Annotated in this window: 17 protein-coding genes; 6 read left to right on the forward strand and 11 right to left on the reverse strand. The window is 65.1% G+C overall.

Features of this window, described 5'->3' with window-relative positions; translation table 11 throughout:
* Positions 1-43 precede the first annotated feature (43 nt).
* Together ACXR2T_RS10520 and ACXR2T_RS10525 are read left to right on the forward strand one after the other, a co-directional pair.
* A complete protein-coding gene (locus ACXR2T_RS10520) occupies positions 44-1357 on the forward strand; it encodes an ATP-binding protein (RefSeq protein WP_458838991.1) in 1314 nt (437 codons plus the stop codon).
* Entirely contained in the window at positions 1354-3159 is a 1806-nt protein-coding gene (locus ACXR2T_RS10525; RefSeq protein ID WP_458838992.1) for a tetratricopeptide repeat protein, read from the forward strand. The genes ACXR2T_RS10520 and ACXR2T_RS10525 overlap by 4 nt, the downstream gene beginning before the upstream one ends.
* A 213-nt stretch (positions 3160-3372) precedes the next feature.
* Here ACXR2T_RS10525 and narI read toward each other — a convergent pair whose 3' ends face one another.
* The 4 genes from narI to ACXR2T_RS10545 are packed head-to-tail and all read right to left on the reverse strand — an operon-like array spanning position 3373 to position 10296.
* Positions 3373-4137 (reverse strand): respiratory nitrate reductase subunit gamma, encoded by a 765-nt coding sequence (gene narI, locus ACXR2T_RS10530; RefSeq protein WP_458814421.1) that lies wholly within the window; start codon positions 4135-4137, stop codon positions 3373-3375.
* On the reverse strand, positions 4134-4832 hold the full coding sequence (gene narJ, locus ACXR2T_RS10535) for a nitrate reductase molybdenum cofactor assembly chaperone (protein WP_458838993.1): 699 nt from the start codon (positions 4830-4832) through the stop codon (positions 4134-4136). The genes narI and narJ overlap by 4 nt, the downstream gene beginning before the upstream one ends.
* Positions 4829-6538 (reverse strand): nitrate reductase subunit beta, encoded by a 1710-nt coding sequence (narH, locus tag ACXR2T_RS10540; protein ID WP_458814417.1) that lies wholly within the window; start codon positions 6536-6538, stop codon positions 4829-4831. Before narH ends, narJ begins: the two co-directional genes overlap by 4 nt.
* On the reverse strand, positions 6538-10296 hold the full coding sequence (locus tag ACXR2T_RS10545) for a nitrate reductase subunit alpha (protein ID WP_458838994.1): 3759 nt from the start codon (positions 10294-10296) through the stop codon (positions 6538-6540). Before ACXR2T_RS10545 ends, narH begins: the two co-directional genes overlap by 1 nt.
* A 279-nt stretch (positions 10297-10575) precedes the next feature.
* Between ACXR2T_RS10545 and ACXR2T_RS10550 the strand changes: the two genes are divergently transcribed.
* Complete coding sequence (locus tag ACXR2T_RS10550) at positions 10576-11802, forward strand: nitrate/nitrite transporter (protein WP_458838995.1); 1227 nt, start codon at positions 10576-10578, stop codon at positions 11800-11802.
* Between the two features lie 12 nt (positions 11803-11814).
* Here ACXR2T_RS10550 and ACXR2T_RS10555 read toward each other — a convergent pair whose 3' ends face one another.
* The 4 genes from ACXR2T_RS10555 to ACXR2T_RS10570 are packed head-to-tail and all read right to left on the reverse strand — an operon-like array spanning position 11815 to position 13986.
* Complete coding sequence (locus tag ACXR2T_RS10555) at positions 11815-11967, reverse strand: hypothetical protein (RefSeq protein WP_458814411.1); 153 nt, start codon at positions 11965-11967, stop codon at positions 11815-11817.
* A gap of 28 nt (positions 11968-11995) precedes the next feature.
* Positions 11996-12484, reverse strand: a complete 489-nt coding sequence (locus ACXR2T_RS10560; RefSeq protein ID WP_458814409.1) for a hypothetical protein — start codon at positions 12482-12484, stop codon at positions 11996-11998.
* Positions 12481-13284: a helix-turn-helix domain-containing protein gene (locus tag ACXR2T_RS10565; protein WP_458839001.1), complete on the reverse strand. Its 804-nt coding sequence runs from the start codon at positions 13282-13284 to the stop codon at positions 12481-12483. Before ACXR2T_RS10565 ends, ACXR2T_RS10560 begins: the two co-directional genes overlap by 4 nt.
* A gap of 48 nt (positions 13285-13332) precedes the next feature.
* On the reverse strand, positions 13333-13986 hold the full coding sequence (locus tag ACXR2T_RS10570; protein ID WP_458814405.1) for a helix-turn-helix domain-containing protein: 654 nt from the start codon (positions 13984-13986) through the stop codon (positions 13333-13335).
* 30 nt (positions 13987-14016) lie between these two features.
* On the opposite strand from ACXR2T_RS10570, the gene ACXR2T_RS10575 reads away from it, so the two are divergent.
* The 3 genes from ACXR2T_RS10575 to ACXR2T_RS10585 all read left to right on the forward strand — a co-directional run bounded on the left by ACXR2T_RS10575 (position 14017) and on the right by ACXR2T_RS10585 (position 16423).
* Positions 14017-15375 (forward strand): molybdopterin molybdotransferase MoeA, encoded by a 1359-nt coding sequence (locus ACXR2T_RS10575; protein WP_458838996.1) that lies wholly within the window; start codon positions 14017-14019, stop codon positions 15373-15375.
* Positions 15376-15481: 106 nt separating this feature from the next.
* Positions 15482-16129 carry a molybdenum cofactor guanylyltransferase gene (gene mobA / locus ACXR2T_RS10580; protein ID WP_458838997.1) on the forward strand — a complete coding sequence of 216 codons (648 nt, stop codon included), beginning with the start codon at positions 15482-15484 and terminating at the stop codon, positions 16127-16129.
* 12 nt (positions 16130-16141) lie between these two features.
* Positions 16142-16423, forward strand: coding sequence for a DUF6457 domain-containing protein (locus ACXR2T_RS10585; RefSeq protein WP_458838998.1), 282 nt, complete (start codon positions 16142-16144; stop codon positions 16421-16423).
* Between the two features lie 6 nt (positions 16424-16429).
* Here the strand turns inward: ACXR2T_RS10585 and ACXR2T_RS10590 are convergent, their stop codons facing one another.
* The 3 genes from ACXR2T_RS10590 to ACXR2T_RS10600 form a co-directional block, all read right to left on the reverse strand.
* The gene (locus ACXR2T_RS10590; RefSeq protein WP_458814397.1) at positions 16430-17143 is read right to left on the reverse strand and encodes a CE1759 family FMN reductase; all 714 of its coding nucleotides are present in this window, start codon (positions 17141-17143) and stop codon (positions 16430-16432) included.
* 166 nt (positions 17144-17309) lie between these two features.
* Positions 17310-17750, reverse strand: coding sequence for a MarR family winged helix-turn-helix transcriptional regulator (locus ACXR2T_RS10595; RefSeq protein WP_458814395.1), 441 nt, complete (start codon positions 17748-17750; stop codon positions 17310-17312).
* A gap of 16 nt (positions 17751-17766) precedes the next feature.
* Positions 17767-18933, reverse strand: coding sequence for a CE1758 family FMN-dependent luciferase-like monooxygenase (locus tag ACXR2T_RS10600; protein WP_458814393.1), 1167 nt, complete (start codon positions 18931-18933; stop codon positions 17767-17769).
* Positions 18934-19135: the final 202 nt, after the last annotated feature.

The raw sequence follows: 19135 nt of genomic DNA on the forward strand, positions 1-19135 counted from the left end.
GGGCCTCGCTCGGGGCCGAAACGTTCACGCCGAAAGGGGCGACATGACTGACCTCATCAGAGCGATAGCCACTGCGGTGGCCGCAGACCCCGAATCGCTGCCGCTACGATTGCACCTCGCCGAGCTGCTTCTTGCAAACGGCGAGTCTGCGCGCGCCGTGACCGAGTTGTCTCAGGTGCTCGTGCGCGATGCGAGCAACGCGCGAGCGCAGCAGCTGATGCGCGAGGCGTTGAGCGCCCCGAGTGCCCCGAGTGCCCCGAGTGCCCCGAGTGCCCAGAGCCAGGCCGAGGCTGGGGATAGCTCGAGCCACAGCGAAGCCGGTGCCGCCGACGGGATCGACTGGCAGCGCCTCGAACAAGAAGTCGACGTGGCGATTGACCCGCCGTTCGTCGGGTCAACAGAGTACGTTGGTGCTACCGAAACAGCGCAGCCAATGCCCGTATCAGGTGACACTGCCGAGGCCGAGCTCGATGCTCCGCCCGAGACCCCCGCGGTGACGCTTGCCGATGTGGGCGGGCTGCAGCACGTGAAAGACCGATTGAACGTCGCGTTTCTCGAACCCATGCGCAACCCCGAAATCGCGAAGGCGTTTCAGAAGAGCCTGCGCGGCGGCCTGTTGCTCTACGGCCCTCCCGGTACGGGCAAGACCTTCATTGCGAAGGCGATCGCCGGCGAGCTCGGCGCGAAGTTTCTAACGGTCACCGTCGCTGACGTGCTCAATTCGTTTATCGGTGAAAGCGAAAAGAACGTGCAGCGCCTGTTCGAGCGTGCCCGTAAGCATGCCCCGTGTGTGCTGTTCATTGACGAGCTCGACTCGATTGGCGGCAAACGTTCGATGTACAGTTCGAGCGCCACGTGGATGCGTGGGGTAGTTAATCAGCTCCTCACCGAGCTCGACGGGGTGGGCAGCAATAACGACGGCGTGTTTGTGCTCGCCGCAACGAACCACCCGTGGGAGGTGGACGACGCCCTTCTGCGCCCGGGCCGCTTCGACCGGGTGGTGCTGGTCACTCCGCCCGATGCCCCGGCCCGCATCGAAATTCTGCGCGGTGCACTCGCCGGGCGCCCGCTGGCGGGCATCGACCTTGCACGGCTCGCGCAGCGCACGGAGAAATTCTCGGGGGCCGACCTTGAACACCTCGCGACGACCGCCGCTGAGAAGGCGATGGCCGACTCGATTGCCGCGGGCCAGGTGCGCCCCATCACGATGGCCGATTTTGATGCCGCATTTGCAGAGGTGCAGCCGAGTACGGGCGGGTGGATGCACAGCGCCGTGAATGTTGTCACGTTTGGCAACGTCGACGGCCGTTACGACGAACTGCAGCAGTACCTCACCCGCGAAAAATTCATGAAATGACGGTGCGCGCGGCATCTGCCGGTGCGGGCGCACCCGACCCGGGGCAGCAGATTGATCTGTGCCTCAAACACGCCGAAATGCTTGGTGCACAGGGGCGCTTTGCCGAAGCGCTCGAGGCGCTTGGCCCGGGTCTCGCGGTTGACCCGCAGAACCCCTACCTGCTGCACGAGCGTGCCTGGGTGCTGCTCAAGCTGTGGCGGGTCGATGAGGCACGGTTCACGCTTGAACAGTTGCTGGGGGCGCACCCCGATCTGGCCAGTGCGCGATACCTCTTGGCTCACGCGCTGTTACAGCAGAACAAGCACCAGCAGGCCGAACGCGAGAATGACATTTGCCTGGCCGCGGAGCCAGACAACCCGGACTTTTTGCTGCAGAGCGCGCAGATCCTGGTGTCTGCGATGCCTGAGCGTCGCGATCGGCGCAAGCTGAAGCGTGTCGCCCTTGCTCGCGTGAACCAGGCTGTTGCCTCGGCAATTGCAACCCCTGGAGTAATGGCTGGCGCCGCCCGCCTACAGTGGGCCCTCGGCCGGGTAGATGACGCGCTTAAAACATGTCAGCTGGGCCTTGCCGAAGCGCCGCAAGACGCCATACTGCTCGAGCTGCACGCTGAACTCACCACGGTCAACACCCCCGCGACCGGGCACGGCGCGATGGAGCAAGAGATCGTGTACGCGGTTGAGATGGGCAAGCTACTTGCCGCCGACCCGCAGCACCGCAATGCGCGTGCCGCGCTGTTTGCGCAGCTCTGGTTTCGGTTCATGACGCGCATTGACGCGCCGGTGTATCTGACCGCGATCGTCGCGCTCGGTGTGCTGACCGGTTTTGCCGGTGGCACAGCTGATCCCAGACTCGTCGCGGTGTGGTGGGTGATCGCGCTCATTTTGGGAGGCATACAGTGGGCGCGCTTTGGGGCGCTCAGCAAACGCATACCGCGCAGCTTTCGTGCGTACGTGGCCGGATCCGGCCCGATCGACCTCGCCCGCCGGCGGGGTGAGTGGGCTGTTCTTGGCGTCTTACTCGCGATCGGAGCGACCGCGGTCACGATCGCAGCGACGTCACGCGATGCGGTCGTGGTGCGTTGGCTCGTGGTGGCGCTGTGCTTGCTCGTCGTCGTGGCGTTCGCCTGCTCACTATCGTGGCAACTTGGTTACCTAGCCCGCGTGCGTCGAGTCGAGGGCGGCATTGTCGACCGAGACACGGTCGTACGCTTGGCTGCTTTTCGGCGCAATCATGTGGTGCTCATTAGGCTGCGCTGCCTTGAAGCGGTGGGGCTGTGGCTGCTGTTTGGCGTAATGTATAGCGCGGCTGGAGGGGCACAGAGCAGGGGCGATGCGGCGGCGATCGTGCTGCTGTCGACGTCGGCTATGGTGCTCTCACCGCTCGTCGGGTGGTTCACGGTGTGGCTCGCCGAGCAGCGGGCTCGCACCGAGCTTGAAGGAACCGTGTTGGTCAATACGCGGCCCCCCGCGCTGTGGTCGCCCGCGGCGGGGGCCGTGCTCGCGGCCTGCCTGATCGTGTCATTTGCCTGCGGGGCGGTCATGGCGCCCGTGCTCCCGGGCGAGTATGACGCGATCGGGCAGTACGCCCCCAAGGAGCAGAACGCGAAGAGCGACACTGACGACAGCGGCACTGACGACAGCGACACTGACGACAGCGGCGACGAAACGTGCAGCGGTACGCGAGCATCGCGACTCGCTTGCCGACTTGACAACGTGCGAGAGCTCTCGCAGCGTCCGGTCGAGTTTCCTAACGTGCCCGATCCCATTGACCTGCGCGAACTAGCGGACCTGCAAACGCCGTAGCCGGTACTCTCGACCACCAAAACGCACTATAGACATCTGTAGCACAGTGGGGCTATCGTGTGGAGAGACAGAGCAGCGCCCCGCGCTGTGGTACTGTCACAAAGCCTGTTTCACTTACACCTGCGAAGGCGCGTGTAAATAGGTCGGCGGATGCGCGTCGTTTATGGGGGGATGGCGACGCGCATCCGACGTATGGCGAACCGTAACCTATCGTTATGGCCGGTTCAAGCGTTTGGGGTCTGGCGGCTCGGTGATCGGATCCCAGCCACGCCTCACGGGGCGCATACCGGTGGGGCCAGCATCGCGCGATCGATAGACGATGTACGGGCGAAACAGGTAGGGGAAGGGCGCAGACCACACGTGTACCAGCCGCGTGAATGGCCACAGCGCAAACAGCAGCGAAGCCGAGATGATGTGCAGCTGAAAGAAGAGCGGCACCGTCGACATGAGCTCTGGCTCTGGTTGAAAGATGATCAGGTGCCTGATCCACGGCGAGATTGTGGTGCGATAGGTGAACCCCTCGCCAAACATTTGGTAGACGACCGTCGAAAGCGTGCCAAAGATCAGCGTCATGCCCAAGAACACGTACATCACCTTGTCCATCACCGTGGTCGCAAGAAACACGGGGCCAACGGTGCGGCGGCGGTAGATCAAGATTGCGAGGCCGGCCAGCGTCAGCACCGCCGCGAACGAGCCCATCCATACGGCGCCGAGGTGGTACATGTGATCGTTGATGCCGATCGCGTTGAGCCACTCTCGCGGAATTAGCAGACCCACGACGTGGCCCGCGATCACCATCAAAATACCAAAGTGAAACATGGGCGAGCCCCAGCGCAACAGCCGGTTCTCGTAGGTTTGGCTTGACCGGGTGGTCCAGCCAAACTTGTCGTAGCGATAGCGCCAAATATGGCCGACAATGAAGACGGCAGCGCACGCGTACGGCAGCGCCACCCACAACAAAATGTCTAAGGTGCTCATACGTCCCCCCTCGGACTGAACGGCGGTAGGTTACCTAAGAAGCTGAGACCCACCGTCTCGGTGGGTGGCCCCTCGCTCACGAGCGCCAGCACGCGTTCGCGCGTTTCGCGGTCCACCTGCGGCAGCGACAGCGTGACGGTGCGCACGACGCCCGCCCACGGGCTGTCGATCGCTTCGAGCGCGGCGCGCAGCACCTCGATGCCCTCGAGGTGCGCGGCTAGCAGCGCCTCGGCAATCGGGTCGCCCGAGCGTGCCGAGAACTCGAGCACAGCGGGCAGATAGTCGGGCAGCTCGTCTGGAGCGATCTCCCACCCTGCCGCGCGGTACGCTTCGATGAACGTGACGAGCGCGGTGCCGCGCTTGCGGGTGTCACCGGTCGCGAAGTAGCTGAGGTAGAGGCTGCACTTGCGTTTCAGGTCGAACGTGACCACGTACTGCCGCTGCCATTCGGTGGGGCCCGCCGCCCGCGCAAGGTCGATGAACTCGGTGAAAAGCTGGGACAGCACGGGGGGCAGCGTGCGCGCGTGGGCTTCGAGCGTGTCTAAGCGCGCGAACCACTCGGGGCCCGGGTAATCGAGCAAGAGCGAGGCGAGCATGTGCGCTCCGGATCGCTCCTCGCGCGTAAGCGTCACAGGCGCCAGGGTGCCCGGCAGCGGGCGCCTCGGCGTGACACGATTGAGCAGTTTCGTGATCACGCCTGCCCCCGCTCTCGGCCCTGCTTGCCGGTTTTGCGCACGGGCCCGAGGTCGCCCTCTGGCAGCGTGGTGGGGGTGCCAGAGGGTGGAAAGAGCCCGTCGGGGCTGCCGTTGCCGTCCCAGTTGAGCAGGTTTACGCGGCCGGGTGTCGACGGTCGGTCTGCGGTCTGCCGGTTCTTGAGCGCGTTGAAGTTCTCGACCGCTACGGGGACGGGCTCACCGCTCGACGAGCCGAAGGGGCCCGCGCCGCCCATGCCCGGGCCGCCGTCGAACTCGAGCGAGCACCCCATCTCTTCGAGGTCGTGGGCCTGCTCGGCGTGGGCCGACGGAATCACGTACCGCTCCTCATACTTTGCGATCGCGAGCAGCCGATACATCTCTTCGATCGCGGCGCCCGACATGCCCACCGCGTTTGCGATGCGTTCGTCACGCACATCATCGATTGACACGCCCCGCATGAACGAGCGCATCGCTGCGAGCTTGCGCAGCGCGAGGTCGACGGGAGCGGGGTCACCGGCGCTGAAGATCTCGGCGAGGTACCCAATAGGGATCCGGAGCTTATCGATCGCAGCGAACAGCGTGCGCGCGTCTTCGCCGTCGGCCCCAGAGCCGGTGACGACATCGACGACGGGCGACAGCGGCGGAATGTACCAGACCATGGGCATCGTGCGGTACTCGGGGTGCAGCGGGAGCGCGACCTCATACTCTTTAATGAGCTTGTAGATGGGGCTCTTCTGAGCGCCCGTGATCCAGTCCTCGGGGATCCCCTCGGCGCGTGCGCCCGCCACGACCTCGGGGTCGAAGGGATCGAGAATCACAGATTTTTGTGCTTCGAGCAGGTCGTGCTCGTTCTCAACAGACGCGGCCTCGGCGACACGGTCGGCGTCGTAGAGCACGAGCCCCAGATAGCGCAGTCGCCCCACGCAGGTCTCGGCGCACACAGTGGGCAGCCCCACCTCGATGCGCGGGTAACACATCGTGCACTTCTCGGCCTTGCCTGTGCGGTGGTTAAAGTACACCTTCTTATAGGGGCAGCCAGACACGCACATGCGCCAGCCGCGGCAGGCGTCTTGGTCGACGAGCACAATGCCGTCCTCTTGACGCTTGTACATTGCACCAGAAGGGCACGATGCGACACACGACGGGTTGAGGCAGTGCTCGCAGATGCGCGGTAGATAGAACATGAAGGCCTTTTGGTACTCGGCCTCGACCTGCTCGCTCATCTTTTTGAGGATCGGGTCGTCTTGCATCGTCTCGATCGAGCCGCCTAGGTTGTCATCCCAGTTCGCAGACCACCCGATCTTCATGTCCTTCCCGGTGAGTAAGCTCTTGGGTTTCGCGACGGGGGTGTGCGCGCCGCTGGGTGCGTTGAGCAGCATGTCGTAGTCGTAGGTCCACGGCTCGTAGTAGTCGTGAATCTCGGGCAGCTTAGGGTTCGAGAAGATGCGGCTGAGCTTGTGCAGCCGGCCGCCGTCGCGCAGCCGCAGCCGCCCCTTCTTGTCGCGCACCCAGCCGCCGCGCCACTTGTCTTGGTCTTCGTAGCCGCGCGGGTAGCCGACGCCCGGCCGGGTCTCAACGTTGTTGAACCAGACGTACTCGACGCCCGAGCGGTTGGTCCACGCCTGCTTGCACGTCACCGAACAGGTGTGACAACCGATGCACTTGTCGAGGTTCATTACCATCGACATCTGCGCCATGACCTTCATCAGTACTGCACCTCCTGGCTGCGGCGACGAATCGTCGTCACCTCGTCGCGCTGGTTGCCCGTGGGCCCCAGATAGTTGAACGCCCACGCGAGCTGCGCGTAGCCACCGATCAGGTGGCTGGGCTTCATCAGAATGCGGGTGAGCGAGTTGTGTATGCCGCCGCGCAGCCCGCTCGTCTCGGCGATCGGCACGTCGATCGTGCGATCTTTCGCGTGGTACATGTAGACCGTGCCCTCGGGCATGCGGTGTGACACGATCGCGCGGGCTACAACCACGCCATTGCGGTTGTACGATTCGATCCACTCGTTGTCGCGCACCCCAATTTTGTCGGCGTCCCCGGGGCTCATCCAGATCGTGGGCCCGCCACGCGACAGCGACAACATAAACAGGTTGTCTTGGTACTCAGAGTGAATCGACCACTTCGAGTGCGGGGTGAGGTAGCGCACCGCGACCTCGGCGTTACCCGACTCGTGTGTGCTCGTGCGGCCGAGCTTCGCGTCGCCAAACAGGCGGTGCATGTCGAGCGGCGGGCGGTAGACGGGCAGCTGCTCGCCGAGCTCTTGCATCCAGTCGTGGTCGAGGTAGAAGTGCTGGCGGCCGGTGAGCGTGTGCCAGGGCTTCAAATGCTCGACGTTGATCGCAAACGCGGTGTACCTGCGGCCGCCGTGCTCAGACCCCGACCACTCGGGCGATGTGATCACGCTGCGCGGCTGCACCTGCACGTCATGAAATGTGATGCGCGAGCCCTCGTGCTCTTCAGACAGGAACGCCATCTTCTGGCCCGTGTGTTCTTCGAGCTGGCGAAAGCCCTGTGTTGCGAGGCGCCCGTTGCTCGTGCCCGAGAACGCGAGAATCATCTCGCACGCCCGCTTGTCGGTGTCGAGCCGCACGCGCCCCTCGCACGGCCCGTTTGGCACCGTGCCGTTCACGTGCGCGAGGGCTTCGATCTCGGGATCCGGCTGGTATTTGATGCCCTTCGTCATCATGCCGAGCTCGCTCGTGAGCGGGCCGAGTGACCGCCAGCGATCGAAGATGCCGGGGTAGTCGCGCTCGACGACGGTGAGCTTAGGCATCGTGACGCCCGGTATGAGCGGCGCGCCCTCTGGCACGCGACCCTTGGGGGTTGCCATCGCGTCGGGGGTGTCGTGCTGCAGCGGTGTCGCGACGATGTCCTTGCGCACCCCCAGGTGCGTTTCAGAGAGCTCGCCAAAGCGCTGCGCCATCAGCCCAAACAGCTCGAAGTCGGTCTTCGTCTGCCAGGGCGGCGCGATCGCCGGGTTGAACGAGTGAATGAACGGGTGCATGTCGGTCGACGACAGGTCGTACTTCTCGTACCAGGTCGCGGCGGGGAACACGATGTCAGAGAACAGTGTGGTGCTCGTCATTCTGAAGTCGGCGGTCGCGAGCAGGTCGAGCTTGCCCTCGGGTGCTTCATCGTGCCAGGCCATGTCGCGGGGCCGCTCGCCCGGCCCCGCTTCGGGAGCGCGCACGGCCGCGTCGGTGCCGAGCAGGTGCTTCAAGAAGTACTCGTTGCCCTTGCCCGACGAGCCCAAGACGTTGGCGCGCCAGATCAGCACGACGCGCGGAAAGTTCTCGGGCGCATCGGGGTCTTCGCACGCGTAGGCGAGCGAGCCGTCGCTCAGCGAGTCGACGACGTGCTGGGCAGGCTCCTTGCCCGCCCGCTCTGCCTCGTCGGCGAGGTCGAGCGGGTTGCGGTTGTAGGTCGGGTAGCTCGGCATCCAGCCGCGCTTCGCCGATTCGACGAGGCAATCGGCGGTCGTGCGGTCGTCGAACTGGCCGCGCGCGAGCGGTGAGGCGAGCGAGTTGGCGGGCAGCCCGTCGTAGCGCCACTGGTCGGTCGCGAGGTACCAAAACGCGGTGCCGATCGTGTGCCGAGGCGGCCGCTGCCAGTCGGCGGCGGCCGCGTACTGCTGGTACCCGGTGAGCGGGCGCACCTTCTCTTGCCCCACGTAGTGTGCCCAGCCGCCGCCGTTCACGCCCTGGCAGCCCGTCATCATCGTGAGCGCGAGAAACGTGCGGTAGATCGTGTCTGAGTGGAACCAGTGGTTGGTGCCAGCGCCCATCAAGATCATGGAGCGGCCGCCCGACCGGTCGGCATTGTCGGCGAACTCGCGGGCGATGCGTATCGCCTGCTCGGCGGGCACGCTCGTGTGCTCCTCTTGCCACGCCGGGGTGCCCGGTGTCGCGGCGTCGTCGTAGCCCGCGGGCCACCGGCCCGGCAGGCCCTCGCGCGCCACACCGTACTGCGCGAGCATCAGGTCGAAGACCGTCGTCACCAGCTTTCCGGCGACGCGCGTCACCGGCACGCCCCTTGTTACAACGCCGGATCCGCCCGCGTGCTCCTGCCCCTCCTCGGGCGCGAGGTCAAAGCGGGGCAGCGACACCTCGACGGCCTCGCCGTGCCATGTGGCGAGGTCGGCGACCGATAGTGCCGGGGTGATGTCGCCCAGGTCGAGGTTCCATTTGCCCTTGTCGGACTGCGCGTAGCGGTGGCCGAGCGAACCGTTTGGCACGCGGGCTTCGCCCGAGATGTCGAGCAGTGCGGGTTTGAACTCGGCGTTGGTGGCGGCGGCTGCTTCGCCGCCCAGGTCGGCCGCGGTCACGAACTTGCCGGGTACGAGCTTGCCGGTGGCGGGGTCGAACGCGGCGGCAGCGTCGCCTTCGAGCGCATCGACCTCTACGAGAAACGGCGAATCGGTGAACCGGCGCATGTAGTCTTCGAAGCGTGCGGTGCGCTTCTCGACGTAGTGCTCCTTCAAGATCACGTGCCCCATGGCGAGGCCGAGCGCGGCGTCGGTGCCGGGGTGCAGGGCCACCCACTCGTCGGCGAACTTGGTGTTGTCGGTGTAGTCGGGCGATACCGTCACGACCTTTTGGCCGCGGTAGCGGGCCTCGGTCATGAAGTGGGCGTCGGGGGTGCGCGTGACGGGCACGTTAGACCCCCACATGATCAGGTAGCCCGCGTTCCACCAGTCGGCCGACTCGGGTACGTCGGTCTGGTCACCAAACACCTGCGGGCTCGCGACCGGCAGGTCGGCATACCAGTCGTAGAACGAGAGCATCGTGCCGCCGACGAGGTTGAGATACCGTGATCCGGCGCCGTGAGAAACCATCGACATGGCCGGAATAGGCGAGAAGCCCGCGATGCGATCGGGCCCATACTTCTTGACGGAGTAGACCTGGGCGGCGACGGCGATCTCCATCGCCTCGTCCCAGGTGGCGCGAATCAGGCCACCCTTGCCGCGGGCGCGCTTGTAGCGGTTCGCCTGCACCGGGTCTTCAACAATTGACGCCCAGGCGTCGACGGGGTCGGGGTGCTGCGCCTTCGCGTCGCGGTAGAGCTCGGCGAGCACGTCACGAATGTACGGGTAGCGCACGCGCGTGGGGGAGTAGGTGTACCAGCTAAACGCCGCGCCGCGGGGGCAGCCGCGCGGCTCGTACTCGGGGGAGTCGGGGCCCACTGAAGGGTAGTCGGTCTGCTGCGTCTCCCACGTGATGATGCCGTCCTTGACATACACCTTCCATGAGCATGATCCGGTGCAGTTCACGCCGTGGGTCGAACGCACCACCTTGTCGTGCGACCAGCGGTCGCGGTAGAACACATCGCCCTTGCGCCCGCCCTCGAGAAACATGGCGCGCAAGTCGGGGCTCGTCTCTCCCCGGCGCATAAACCGCCCCATATTCAGCAGTGTGTCTGCGAGCGCGCCGTCAGTGGCGGGGTGCGGGGTTTCGGCCATGACAAAAGCTCCCATCTGTAGCGGATGTCTCCAGCATCGCCCTGTGAAGGGGAGGTATGCAAGCTTTTCACCGTGTTTATTATCTTTTTGTTCTAAAAGAGAAAACACCCGATCATCATATGAAATAAACACGGTCATTGCGCTAGCCCCGTGGGGGTGACCGGGTTATTCTCTGTGCAACGCCAAATTTTGGCAACGGGTGTGGGTCACACAGTCGCTGCGTATTTGGCGTATTCACGCGAGTGGAAATCGCTCGCGGCTAAGATCGCGAGGCGCAACGTGACGACGAAGACTCCACCGGAGCAAGCTGTACAACCCCACCAGAGCGAGAGCCTGCGTGGGCAATTGCCGCAGCTGCTGCTCGCAACATTTGCGAGCGCCGTCGGGTTTTGGGCGTGGATGCTGATCTCGCCGATTCAGCGGTTTTATGCGGAGGGCATGAGCCTAAACGAGGGGCAGATTTCGCTGATGCTCGCCGCCCCGGTGCTCGTGGGCGCGCTCGGCCGCATCGTGGTGGGAGCGCTCACTGACCGCTTCGGTGCCCGCATCATGTTTACGGCCGTGTTGCTCGGGGCGGCGCCGGCCGTGCTGCTTGTGGCGTTCGCGGGGTCGATCGGCAGTTTTGCGCTGCTCATCGTAGCGGGCACCTACCTCGGGGTAGCGGGCACGATTTTTGCGGTCGGCGTACCCTTTGCGAGCGCCTGGTATGAGCCGAAGCGGCGGGGCTTTGCAAACGGTGTGTTTGGTATGGGCATGATCGGCACCGCTGTCTCTGCGTTTTTTACGCCCAGGCTGCTGCGGCAGCTCGGCTATGTCGAAACCCACGTGTTCATTGCGGTGCTGATGGTGGCGACAGCAGCGCTCGTCTGGTTCTTTTTGCGTGAATCACCCGTATGGAAATCGAGCCGCCAGCCCCTCATTCCCAAAGTGTGGGGAGCTTTGAAGCTGCCCGTTACTTGGGAGATGGCGTTTCTCTACGGCATCGTGTTTGGTGGGTTTGTCGCGTTCTCAAACTTTTTGCCGAAGTACCTCGTAACGATTTACCCGGGCGAAGTTGACCCCGTCGGCGCGGGTACGCGCACCGCACTGTTCGCTGTTGCAGCAGTCATTGCCCGCCCCATCGGTGGTGTGCTGTCAGACAAGTTTGGGCCCAAGATTGTGGCGCTCGTTTCACTCGCATCGATCGTGTCGCTCGCCTACATTGTCGGCCAGCAGCCGCCCGAGGGTGTGCTCACGGGCGCGACGTTCATCTTGATGGCCTCAGCTATGGGGCTCGGGATGGGGGCGGTGTTCGCCTGGATCGGGCCGTCCACGCCGCCCGAGAAAGTGGGCGCGGTGAGCGGTGTGGTGGCGGCGGCCGGCGGACTCGGCGGGTACTTTCCGCCGCTCGTGATGGGCGCGACCTATCATCCCGAGTCAAATTCGTACTCGCTGGGGCTGTGGTTGCTGGTGCTGGTGGGGGCGTTCGCGCTCGTCGTGGCGGGCATGCTGCGCGGTACGCGGTAGCGGCCGCAGCTGCTAGTCGTCGCTGTAGCGTTCGATCAGAAATCTGATGTGCGGAGTGAGGTCACCGGTTCGATATGTAATGACAAGCGCATCTTCATATTGCGCTTTGAGGGAGTCAGGAACCAATATTGCGTCGTACCCGTGCGACATGAGCACTGAGTTCATCGTGTAACGCCCTGCGCGCTTGTTTCCGTCAAGTTAGAAGCTGTACCATCGGCCCTTCGTATTGTTGAGTTTGATCTCCACGAAATGCAATTGATTTCAAGCCTAGGCTCGCCGCGATGAAGAGATGTAAGTCGTCAGAGATGCTTTGGTTGGGCTCGATAGGATCACCGGCTTCGACCTGACTCAGCATGTAATCACTGGCCTGTTTGAGTCCGGCGACCTGATTCTCTTCTCCGACCGTGTGGCCAGCGACGTGTCCGCCCGATATGAGCGTGATGATCTCGGGCTCGGTGAAGGCAAACCCCTCCAGGCGTGCGTCGCTATAGAGTGTGCGAGATTCTCGCAATTTATAACGAGCAACCGCTCTGGCCCTACCCGCTGGTGTGATGTGCTTCACATCACTGCTTAGGTCAGCCCAAATGGGCTCAGGTATTGCAATCACCTCACCCTGTTGAGAAGGGTAACGTCTGAGTGTCGTCTCCCATGACTCCTGGCGTTCGTTGTCTGAGCCGCTCATACTGTTGCCCTGGACATGAACATTTCTGCGCCCACCAGCAGTACGTCTACCATGCGGTCGCCATTGCCCGTTCGCAGGCACGACACGACGGCTTGCCGATATTCGCTCACGAGGCTGTGTCGCACGTACAACCAGGGAAACCCTTTATGGAGTAGATAGCTATTAATGAGATGTCGGGCAAGCGTCGGGTCAGCGCCTGCAGACACCGCGCGTACGAGCAGGTCGAGGGCTTGGTGCGCGGGCTCCAACTGTTCGTATGGAGAAATCACGCGCCCATTTGCCGCCAGTGTGGGTAGCGTGCCCTGATTGGAGGACTGCTGTATTGCGGTCTGCGCCGATTGCACGATCTCGCCTAACCTGTACAACTCCAGTGGGTCATCATCGTCGCTCCCCACGGTGGTGCCCTCAACCCGTGTCTTCACTGCGCCCCATGAGAGTGAGAGGCGCTCAGCGTTCACGTCAGCGTCAACAAGCATGGCAAGTTCTCGTGTTGCAGTTCGAACCGCCACTCCGGGTGAGAGGTGCAGCGCGTCCAAACGTGCCACGAGACCACGATCTAGGTAGGCCTGTTTTGGCCCGGTTTTCAGCGCAATCAACTCGAGGCCCAGCGCCTCGGCGATACGTTCGGCCGTATCAACACGCGGTATTTTCACGTGCCGCTCATAGTTGGATAGCGTCGATCGAGAGGTTCCTGCCCGTTTGGCAAGCTGAGAGACGGTGTCTCCGTGCGCTTCACGCGCCGCATGCAGCTGTTGAATCAACATAAATGCCCCCGTATCCGATTGGGTACACCTTAACATTTTGGCGCGAGGTACGGGCCGCGAGGGCCCAGCCCCTGCCACCCGCCCCTACTCGGTGGCGGCGCGGCCGGTGGGCCGGTAGCCAGTCGGCAGCTTGTGGCACAGCTCGATCCGGCACAGATCTTCGGTGACGAAGGGACTCAAACGACCGAGCTTGAGCGGGCCGTCGACGTGCGTGAGCTGGTCGCGCACGAGCGTCGCGTGCACGCTGCAGATGGTGCGTTTTTCGGCCTCGAGCATGCCCGCGAATTTGCAGGGAGCCACATCGATTGTGAGCCCGTCGCCAGTGATCTGGGGCTCGAGCCCCACGTCTTCGAGGTGCGTGTATAGTGTGTCGACCTGGTGCGCCGCCGCAGCGGGCAGCTCAGCGGTCTGATCGAGGTGGGGCGCAATCTTGCGCAGCATGTCGCCCTGCGCGCAGGCGCTCTCAGTGCGCTGCGCGGCGACAGGGTTCTCGTGCGCCCGCTCGACGGGATCAAACACGACGGGCGGTCTACCGCGCACGCCGGTAGCCACCGGGCGGCTCGTGATGAGCCCCTCGGCTTCGAGCACGCGCACATGATCCCGGGCCGTGTTGATGTGAATGCCCACCTCTTCGGCGAGCTCGGCGAGCAGTCGGCCTGGGCGCCGCTGAATGGCATGCATCAGCTTGACGCGGCTGAGCTGGGTGAGTCCGCGGTAATCCTCGATGCGACGGGGCATACTTCAAGAGTAGATCGAAAGGCGGCGAGCGTGGCAATTTCTCCCGAAACTCACCTGGCGTGGATCCTCGAGCAGGTCACCCCCCTGCCCACTGAGCGGCGTCCGCTCGCGGCGGCACTCGGCCGCGTGCTCGCTGAGCCGGTGCACGCGGCGCACGCGCTGCCGCTGTGGCCCAACTCTGCGATGGACGGCTATGCGCTGCGGGCGGCAGACACCTCGGGCGCGACCGCCGAGGCTCCCGCGCAGCTCACGGTGCTCGGCGAGGTCGCGGCGGGCTCGGCCTGGGACCCGCCGCTCGCCGCTGGCGAGTGCGTGCGCATCATGACCGGCGCCCCGCTGCCTACCGCCGCCGACGCGGTCGTGCGGGTCGAGGCGACCCTCGGCGACCGCGCGGCTGGCGACCGTACCGCTGCTGGTGACCGTACCGCTGCGCCGGATCGTGCCGCGCACGCCTGGGCCGACCGCGCGGTGCGGGTGACCACGCAGGTCGCCCCGGGCACAGACGTGCGCAGTGCCGGCGAAGACTTGGCCGCGGGCGACCTCGTGGCAGAACCAGGCGCAACCCTCACGGCCGCCCGGGCGTCGGCGATCGCCGCGGCCGGCATCGCGGACGTGCTGGTGCGCCCGGTACCGCGCGTTGCCGTGCTCGTAACCGGGGCCGAGTTGCGCCCCGCGGGCACTGCGCTCGAGCGCGGCCAGATCGTCGAGTCAAACTCACTGCTCGTGGGCGGGCTGCTCGCCGAGTCGGGGTTTGCCGATGTGCACATCGAGCACAGCGTCGATGACGTAGCGGCGGTGCGCGCGCGACTACAAGATCTGGGGACGCGCTACGACGCGATCATTACGACGGGCGGGGTCGGCCCCGGCACCCGTGACGTGATGCGCATCGCGCTTGAAAGCGAACCGGGCGTGCGTGCCGTACGAGTGGCCGTGCGACCCGGGCAGCCGCAGTGCACGGGCCGACTTGCAGCGGGGGCTATGGTGTTTGCGCTGCCCGGTAACCCCGTGAGCGCCGCCGTGAGCTTTGAGCTTTTCGTGCGCCCGGCACTGCGCGCCATGCAGGGGTGCGCAGACACGGCGAGGCAGCGTCTCACCGCGTACGCCGCGGCGGAATGGCGGGGCGCCGCAGGCAGGCTGCAGGTGTTACCCGTGCGATTCGTTGAGGCGGTGAGCGAGCCGGGCGCCGAGCCGGGCGCCGAGCCGGGCGCCGAGCCGGGCGCCGAGACCGCGACACAGGCCGATCTCTGGTGCGAGCCCGCCGTGCACGCGGGGCGGGTGTCACACTCGGTCGGCGGGTTTGGTGCTGCCGAGGGCTACGCGCTCGTCGGGCCCGAGACCGGCGACGTTGGGCGAGGCGATCGCGTCACCGTGGTGCGGGTCACACCGTAACGCTGGCGCGCGGCGTTAATAACACTGACGCGCGGCATCAATGCCTGCAAAGTGGCCGATCATGCGGCATAGTGGTCTCAGGCTATGCCACCGAACGGAGGCTGCAGTGTACGAAAAGACTCAGGCGCACGATGCCGGGTTCGGCGCGACATTCGACGCGATCGTGCTCGCTGGCGGCCGCGGGTCGAGGCTCGGCGGCGTCGACAAGGCAACCCTGGAGCTCGCGGGCGAACGCCTCGTCGATCGGGTCGTACGTGCGAGCCGGATCGCAGGCGCCGCGCGCGTGATCGTTGTCGGCCCGCAGACGGCCGGCACCGGAGCAGATGTCGTGCTGCGCGAGAACCCCGAGTTTGCGGGGCCGCTCGCCGGTATCGCCGCTGGCATCTCCGAGGTGACCGCACCGTGGGTGTGGGTGCTCGCGTGTGACCTCGAATACCCCGAACGCGTGTGCACCGTACTCGGTAAAGACCACGCTTTAGCGCAGACTCAAGCGCGAGCAGACAGCGAAGCCGACGGCACCCTGCTTGTCGACGGCGCGGGCAAACCGCAGTGGCTCGCCGCAAACTACCGGGCCCAAGCGCTCGCCGCAGCCTGTGCAGGGATGGGACACGAGGTCGTCGATGCGCCCGTACGCCGCGCACTTGCAGGGATGAAACTGCGCGAACTGCGCGTACCAACGGCGCTCGCCGCCGATATTGATACGCCTGAGTCGCTGGCCGCGGCCCGGCTGCGCTCGAGCGGTTCCACCGATTGAAGGGACATAACAATGGCGACACACCTGCCTCCCGAGGCGCTCGACGAGTGGCTCGTCGCGGCGGCGGCCCAGCTCGGGCTTGAGCCCGGTCAGGTCTCGATACCGGTCGTGCTTGACGTGGCCAAAGACGTGGCGCACGCGGTCGCGCGACCGGCCGCACCGCTCAGCACGTTTCTGCTGGGCCTTGCGCTCGGCCGCGCGTCGGCCGACGGCGTGGAGCCTGGCGAGCTGCAACGCTTGGCCGGCCTGCTGTCGGCACGTGCCGCACAGTGGCAAGACGCGCACCCGGCATAGCGCCCTTTAACCGCCGGTCGCCAGTCGCATCAGGTCTGAGTCGAGGTTGATGCCGAGCTCGGTGCCGCCGGCGCTACCGTATGAGTGCTGGTAGGCGCCCCATGCCTGCCCGCGCACGGCGCCTCGAAACCCGCCCGTGACGAGGGCGAGCAGCTCGGTGGCGGCGCGATCGGCGCGTTTGCCGAGGTCGTTGCTCGTCCAGTCGGCGGGTTCGGCGAACACCGAGGTGGGTACTGTCACGGTGCGCAGGTAGGCGAAAAGGCCGCGCAGCTGGTCATCGATTACGAGGGCATGCCTGGCGCTGCCCGCTGTGGCCGCGAGCGCGACGGGGGTGCCGATGAGCAGGTCGTTGTCGAGCACCTGGAAGAACGACGTAAAGAGTCCGCTCGCACCAGCTTTGTACACAGGGGTCGCCGCGACGATGGCGTCGGCGTCGCGCAGAATCTCGCTCGCCGCTGTGAGCGCCTCAGACTCGTGCCGAGACACGAGCGCGGCGGTGATGTCGCCGGCGATAAGCCGCAGGTCGACGACGCGCACCTGCACCGTGATGCCCTGCTGGGCGCCGAGCTTCGTCACGGCGTCGGCTACGCGCTGGGCCAGCATTGTAGTGGTCGAGGGGTCGCTCGTGCCCGCGGTCACCACCGCGAGATTCACGGTGCTGGTGGTGGGAATCGAGGCGGGCGTTGCAACAGGGGCGACGCCATCGAGGGGTGCGTTCATGTCGGTGCTCCTTCAAGATTGAGGACGGGTAGAGCGTTCGGGGTGGGGTGCCGCCAGCGAGCGCATCGGGGCCGCGTGGCGCGAAGCGACACGCGAGGGGTCCCCCGCTCTAAGCGAGCGGCGGCACCCCACCCCGAACGCGGCCGCAAGCAAACCGATCCGGAACCTAAGAAACCAGCTTCTTGCAGATGCGTTCGAGCTCGCCGAGCTCTTCGGTGGTGAGCACACCGCCCACATCGCGGGCGATGCTGCGGGCGTGCGCGCGGCCCGCGTCGCGCTGCACCTCGGCGCCTAGCGCGGTGAGCGAGATGCGCACCGCGCGCCCATCGGCGGGGTCTTGGGCGCGTGCCAGGAGGCCCCGCGTGATGAGCCGGTCGACCATGCGTGACAGTGCTGGCTGGCTCAGCAGCACGCCCTCTTGCAGCTCGCACAGGCGCAGGGGTTCGTCGGCTTTTGCGAGCGTGTACAGCACGTCGTACTCGCGCATGTTCACGTCGTGCCACATGCTTTCGCCCGCGAAGCGCTCCATGAGCGTGGCGTGCGCGGTCATGAGCGCCTCCCACGACTGGTTTGCGAGGCGCACGTCGTTGCGGGTGGGGCTCGTCATGGTGGGTCCTTCGGTGTTAGTTGCTGGCGGCGGGGTTTAAATAGGGCGATCCGCCCGTGACGTTGTCACCCCGGTTGGCGGCTGGCCGTGGCTGGCGCGGCTCGGCATCGCCGTACTTTGCACGTACCAGGGTCTCATGACTGGGCGTCTCGGGCACTTCGGGGTCGCGGCGTGCGGCGAGTTCACGGCGCAGCACGGGCAGCACCTCGCTGCCGAGCAGGTCGAGCTGCTCAAGCACGGTCTTCTCGGGGAGGCCGGCGTGGTCAATCAAGAACATTTGGCGCTGGTAGTCGCCAAAGATGTCGCGAAAGCTGAGGGTCTTGTCGATGACCTCTTGCGGGCTGCCGACCGACAGCGGTGTCTGCCGCATGAAGTCTTCCATGCGCGGGCCGTGGCCGTACACGGGCGCCTCGTTGAAGTAGGGGCGAAACCCGTCGAGTGCATCCTGCGACTTCTTCGCGATGAACGTCTGGCCGCCGAGCCCCACGATCGCCTGCTTCGCGCTGCCGTGACCGTAGTGCTCGTAGCGCTCGCGGTAGAAATTAATGAGCCGCAGCGAGTGCTCGCTCGGGGCGAAGATGTGGTTTGAGAAGAACCCGTCTCCGTAGTACGCGGCCTGCTCGGCAATCTCGGGGGTCCGGATCGAGCCGTGCCACACAAACGGTGCGACGTCGTCGAGCGGACGCGGGGTGCTCGTGAATCCCTGCAGCGGGGTGCGAAAGTTACCTTCGTGGTCGACGACGTCCTCCCGCCACAGGCGGTGCAGCAGGTTGTAGTTTTCGAGGGCGAGGGGCAGCGCGCTGCGAATGTCCTTGCCAAACCACGGGTAGACGGGGGCGGTGTTGCCGCGGCCGAGCATCAAGTCCATGCGGCCACCGGCGAGGTGCTGCAGCATCGCGTACTCTTCGGCGATGCGCACCGGATCGTTGGTGGTGATGAGGGTGGTGCTGGTGGAGAGCTTGAGTGTCTTCGTTTTTGCCGCGATGTACGCGAGAAACGTGGTGGGGGTGGACGAAAAGAACGGGGGGTTGTGGTGCTCGCCGATCGCAAACACGTCCATGCCCACTTCTTCGGCGTGGGTGGCGATGCGGGCGAGCCCCTGAATGCGCTCGGCCTCACTGGGGGTGTACCCCGAGACGGGGTCACGGGTCACGTCTGAGACCGAGAAGATGCCAAATTCCATGTTGTGTGCTCCTGCGGATTGGGGACCGATGTGCCTAGTTTACATGCATGTGCATGTAATGGCAAAGGGGATGATGTAGCCCCTTTGACTAATCGGTGACATATAACCGTAGAAACTATGGCATTCAAGTACATACAAAGAGTTGAGCGTGCTTGCGAGGATGGCGGCAGCTTAAGGCGTACCCACTGCCAGCCGAACAAAG

The sequence above is a fragment of the Leucobacter faecis genome, assembly GCF_054456635.2.

What these genes read in the sequence shown, in the direction of transcription:
- ACXR2T_RS10560 (WP_458814409.1), bottom strand. Translation starts at nt 12,484, where the DNA reads ATGAGCGGCTCAGACAACGAACGCCAGGAGTCATGGGAGACGACACTC.
- ACXR2T_RS10555 (WP_458814411.1), bottom strand. Translation starts at nt 11,967, where the DNA reads ATGAACTCAGTGCTCATGTCGCACGGGTACGACGCAATATTGGTTCCT.
- ACXR2T_RS10565 (WP_458839001.1), bottom strand. Translation starts at nt 13,284, where the DNA reads ATGTTAAGGTGTACCCAATCGGATACGGGGGCATTTATGTTGATTCAA.
- ACXR2T_RS10585 (WP_458838998.1), top strand. Translation starts at nt 16,142, where the DNA reads ATGGCGACACACCTGCCTCCCGAGGCGCTCGACGAGTGGCTCGTCGCG.
- ACXR2T_RS10590 (WP_458814397.1), bottom strand. Translation starts at nt 17,143, where the DNA reads ATGAACGCACCCCTCGATGGCGTCGCCCCTGTTGCAACGCCCGCCTCG.
- ACXR2T_RS10595 (WP_458814395.1), bottom strand. Translation starts at nt 17,750, where the DNA reads ATGACGAGCCCCACCCGCAACGACGTGCGCCTCGCAAACCAGTCGTGG.
- narH (WP_458814417.1), bottom strand. Translation starts at nt 6,538, where the DNA reads ATGAAGGTCATGGCGCAGATGTCGATGGTAATGAACCTCGACAAGTGC.
- ACXR2T_RS10525 (WP_458838992.1), top strand. Translation starts at nt 1,354, where the DNA reads ATGACGGTGCGCGCGGCATCTGCCGGTGCGGGCGCACCCGACCCGGGG.
- ACXR2T_RS10545 (WP_458838994.1), bottom strand. Translation starts at nt 10,296, where the DNA reads ATGGCCGAAACCCCGCACCCCGCCACTGACGGCGCGCTCGCAGACACA.
- ACXR2T_RS10600 (WP_458814393.1), bottom strand. Translation starts at nt 18,933, where the DNA reads ATGGAATTTGGCATCTTCTCGGTCTCAGACGTGACCCGTGACCCCGTC.
- ACXR2T_RS10520 (WP_458838991.1), top strand. Translation starts at nt 44, where the DNA reads ATGACTGACCTCATCAGAGCGATAGCCACTGCGGTGGCCGCAGACCCC.
- narI (WP_458814421.1), bottom strand. Translation starts at nt 4,137, where the DNA reads ATGAGCACCTTAGACATTTTGTTGTGGGTGGCGCTGCCGTACGCGTGC.
- ACXR2T_RS10570 (WP_458814405.1), bottom strand. Translation starts at nt 13,986, where the DNA reads ATGCCCCGTCGCATCGAGGATTACCGCGGACTCACCCAGCTCAGCCGC.